We start from the raw sequence: 3,779 nt of genomic DNA, 5'->3' as shown, positions 1-3,779 counted from the left end.
GCGTCGCTGGCACCCATGCGTTCGCGTGGCAGCGTCAACACCTGTCGCTCGTGGTTGCCCGCGATGGTCGGCCAGTCGCGTTGCATCAGCCACTGAACGGTTTCGCGTGGCCACAAGGGGCCGGAGGCGATGTCGCCGAGGTTGACCACGGTGTCGACGCCGGCAGCGGCAATCTGCGCGGCCACGGCCTCCAGCGCAGGCAGGTTGCCGTGGATGTCGGAGACGAAGGCAATTCGGTTCATGACTGACCGGGGTCGGTGCGGGGCGGGCTGGTGGCCTCGTCCCAGCCATAGGCGCGCTCGACCTTGGCGATGCGCAGTTCGTAGTGGGTGTACCACTCGGCCCGGCCGCGGGCGCGGGTCTGCGCATGGTCGAGCTGGTTGCGCCAGGCGGCGATGTCGGCCAGCGAGCGCCAGTATGAGACGGTGATGCCCAGGCCATCGGCCCCGCGCGCGCTTTCCACGCCCAGGTAGCCGGGCTGTTCACGCGCCAGCAGCACCATGTGTTCGGCGGCCTCGCCGTAGCCACCGTCAGCCTCGGTGCGCTGGCTGGTGAAGATGACCGCGTAGTACGGCGGCTGAGGGCGGGGGGCGAAGCCCGGCGGCGGCAAGGCGTCGGCGGAGGCAGGTGGCAGCATGCGTGTCAATGGCGAATGCGTGGGAGGTCCGCCACCATAGTACAAAAGCAGCTGCGCAAGGCGCGGCATGCCGCCCCCCCCGAGGCCCTGCGCTCAGCCGTGCTGGGAGACGGTGTCGAGCTGGAACTCGGCCACCGCGCTGGCCAGGCGCACGGCCTGCTCCTGCAGGCTGGCGGCGGCTGCGGCGGCCTGCTCGACCAGCGCGGCGTTCTGCTGGGTCATCTGGTCCAGCTGGGTCACCGCGATGTTGACCTGGCCGATGCCATCGCTCTGCTCGGATGCGGCCGTGGTGATTTCGCCCATGATGTCGCTGACCTGCTGGATGCTGCGCACGATCTCGCCCATGGTGTCGCCGGCGGCGTGCACCTGCTGGGTACCGGACGCGACCTTGGTCACGCTGTCGCCGATCAGATGCTTGATCTCCTTGGCGGCCTGGGCCGAGCGCTGGGCCAAGGTGCGCACCTCGCCCGCCACCACGGCGAAACCACGTCCCTGTTCACCGGCCCGGGCGGCTTCCACCGCCGCGTTCAGGGCCAAGATGTTGGTCTGGAAGGCAATGCCGTCGATGACGCTGGTGATGTCGGCAATGCGGCTGGCGCTGGCATGGATGTCGCCCATGGTGGCGACCACGTCGGCCACCATCTGCCCGCCGCGCGCCGCCACTGCAACGGCGGAGTGCACGAGCTGGTTGGCCTGCACCGAAGAGGCGGCGCTTTGGCGAACGGTGCCGGTGAGCTGCTCCATCGCGCTGGCGGTTTCCTCCAGGTTGCTGGCGGTCTGCTCGGTGCGCGCACTGAGGTCATGGTTGCCGGCGGCGATCTGGGTGGTGGCGGTCGTCACGTTGTCCACCACGCCGCGCACTTCGCGGATCGAGTGCTTCAAGGCATCGCGCATCGCATCGAGCGAGCGCTGCAGCTGGCCGGTTTCGTCCTGGGCGTAGTCGCCCAACGCGCGGCCGCGCAGGTCCAGGCTGGAGATGGCTGCGGCCATCTGCTGCGAATGGCGCAAGGGGCCGGTGATGCTGCGCGTCAGCAGCCAGGCCAGCACCAGACTGATGCCGACCGACAGCGCCGCACTGCCCGCCAGCACGGCCAGCATGCGGCGGCGCAGATCGCTGACCAAGCCGGCGCGCGCATCCAGGTCGTCCCGCTGCCGCGTCACCACGGCCTTCACGGCCTCCAGGTAGGCATTGGCCGCGGGCTCGAAATGCTCGCTGAAGGCACGGCTGGCGGCCGCCACGTCGCCCGCCTTCTTGAATTTCAGCACCTCGTCGCGCCCGTTCTGGTAGACCTGGCGCCTGGCCTTGACCTGCGCCATGAGCTCACGCTCGCTGTCATTGCTGACCCGGTCATCCAGCGCCTTCTGCAGCTCGCCGGTCAGGCGCACGGACTCGGCATTGGCCGGTGCGAAATAGGCCTCCAGGCTGTCGTCGCTGCTGCGGGACACCGCAGCGCGGCGCTGGATGGCGGCCGCCAGGCTCATGCGCCAGTCCACGGCGAGTCGCTCGGTCTGGATGTTCTGCTGCAGCATGGTGTCGATCTCGCTGCCCAGTTGCTGCAGCATCACGGCCGCGAACATGAAGGTGCCGAGCGACAAGGCCAGCATCGTGCCGAGCACGGTGGCCAGTCGCTTGCCAATGGAGAGATTGCTGAGGAACGACATGGGGGCAACTTTCACAAAAGGAGGACGCGGCCCGGGCCGACTCGGCCACAGGGTCCACAGTTCACTCGATTTTGTGATCGCTGCACTGCAGCAAAAGCCGCGAAGTGCGCCGGCTTCCCCGGCCGTCTTCAGGCGGCCGGCCCAGCAGTGATGCCGGTTGGCATGCCTGGCTGGTGCACCGCCATAGTACAAAGCAGCACATGAAAGACCTGCTCACCCCTCGCCGCCGCTGGTGGGCCCTGGCCGTGTTGTGCCTGGGCGTGCTGATGATCGTGCTCGACAGCACCATCGTGAACGTCGCGCTGCCGTCCATCCAGGCCGACCTGGGCTTCTCCGAGACCGGGCTGGTGTGGGTCGTCAACGCCTACCTGCTGAGCTTCGGCGGCTGCCTGCTGCTGGGCGGGCGGCTGGGCGACCTGTACGGCCACCGTCGATTGTTCCTTGCGGGGCTGGTGCTGTTCACTGCCGCCTCGGCGGCCTGCGGGCTGGCGCCTTCGCAGGCCACCCTGATCGTGGCACGCGCGGTGCAGGGGCTGGGCGGCGCAGTGGTGTCGGCCGTCTCGCTGTCGTTGATCATGAACCTGTTCACCGAGCCGGCCGAGCGCGCGAAGGCGATGGGCGTGTACGGCTTCGTCTGCGCGGGCGGCGGCAGCATCGGCGTGCTGCTGGGCGGGCTGTTGACCGGCAACTTCAGCTGGCACTGGATCTTCCTGGTCAACCTGCCGATTGGCGTGGTGGTGTACGCACTGTGTGTGGCGCTGCTGCCAGCCGGGCACACGCCGCCTGAACAGCAGAAGCTGGACGTGGCTGGCGCGATCCTGGTCACTGCCGCGCTGATGCTCGCGGTGTACGCCGTGGTCGATGGCAACAGCGCCGGCTGGACCTCGGTGCAGACGCTGGGCCTGCTGGCCAGCGCGCTGGTGCTGGGCGGCGCCTTCGTGTGGACCGAGGCGCGGGTGGCGCACCCGCTGATGCCGCTGGGCCTGTTCAGGCTGCGCAGCGTGGCGGTGGCCAACAGTGCGGGCGTGCTGTGGGCCGCGGCGATGTTCGCCTGGTTCTTCATCTCGGCGCTGTACCTGCAGCAGGTGCTGGGCTACGCGCCGATGCAGGTCGGCCTGGCCTTCCTGCCGGCGAACCTGATCATGGCGGTGTGTTCGCTGGGCCTGTCGGCCCGCATCGTGATGCGCTTTGGCATCCGCGGGCCGATCGCCGTGGGTTTGGCACTGGCGGCGCTGGGACTGCTGCTGTTCTCGCAGGCCCCGGTGGCAGCCAGCTTCTGGCTGCACGTGCTGCCGCCGATGCTGCTGCTGGGCCTGGGCGCCGGCATCGCGTTCAACCCGGTGCTGCTGGCCGCGATGAGCGAAGTCAGCCCGGAAGACTCGGGCCTGGCATCGGGCCTGGTCAACACCGCCTTCATGATGGGCGGAGCACTGGGGCTGGCGGTGCTGGCCAGCCTGGCGGCCGGTCGCTCGGAGGCGGC

At 69.1% G+C, this 3,779-nt stretch carries 4 protein-coding genes; 1 reads left to right on the top strand and 3 read right to left on the bottom strand.

The annotated features are described in order from the left end of the window. The 3 genes from FKP22_RS23760 to FKP22_RS23750 form a co-directional block, all read right to left on the bottom strand. A partial coding sequence (locus FKP22_RS23760) for a metallophosphoesterase family protein (RefSeq protein ID WP_141290143.1) occupies positions 1 to 242 on the bottom strand: 242 nt, incomplete at its 3' end. Continuing rightward, complete coding sequence (locus FKP22_RS23755; RefSeq protein WP_141290142.1) at positions 239 to 637, bottom strand: antibiotic biosynthesis monooxygenase family protein; 399 nt, start codon at positions 635 to 637, stop codon at positions 239 to 241. The genes FKP22_RS23760 and FKP22_RS23755, both read right to left, overlap by 4 nt. 93 nt (positions 638 to 730) lie before the next feature. Next, positions 731 to 2,299, bottom strand: a complete 1,569-nt coding sequence (locus FKP22_RS23750; protein ID WP_141290141.1) for a methyl-accepting chemotaxis protein — start codon at positions 2,297 to 2,299, stop codon at positions 731 to 733. A 200-nt stretch (positions 2,300 to 2,499) separates the two neighbouring features. On the opposite strand from FKP22_RS23750, the gene FKP22_RS23745 reads away from it, so the two are divergent. Then, positions 2,500 to 3,779 (top strand): DHA2 family efflux MFS transporter permease subunit (locus FKP22_RS23745; protein ID WP_141290140.1); only part of this gene is annotated, 1,280 nt, incomplete at its 3' end.

The organism is Ideonella azotifigens, from assembly GCF_006519715.1.
Taxonomy (GTDB): Bacteria; Pseudomonadota; Gammaproteobacteria; order Burkholderiales; family Burkholderiaceae_C; genus Ideonella; species Ideonella azotifigens.
This window is presented reverse-complemented; position numbering and strand designations above follow the sequence as displayed.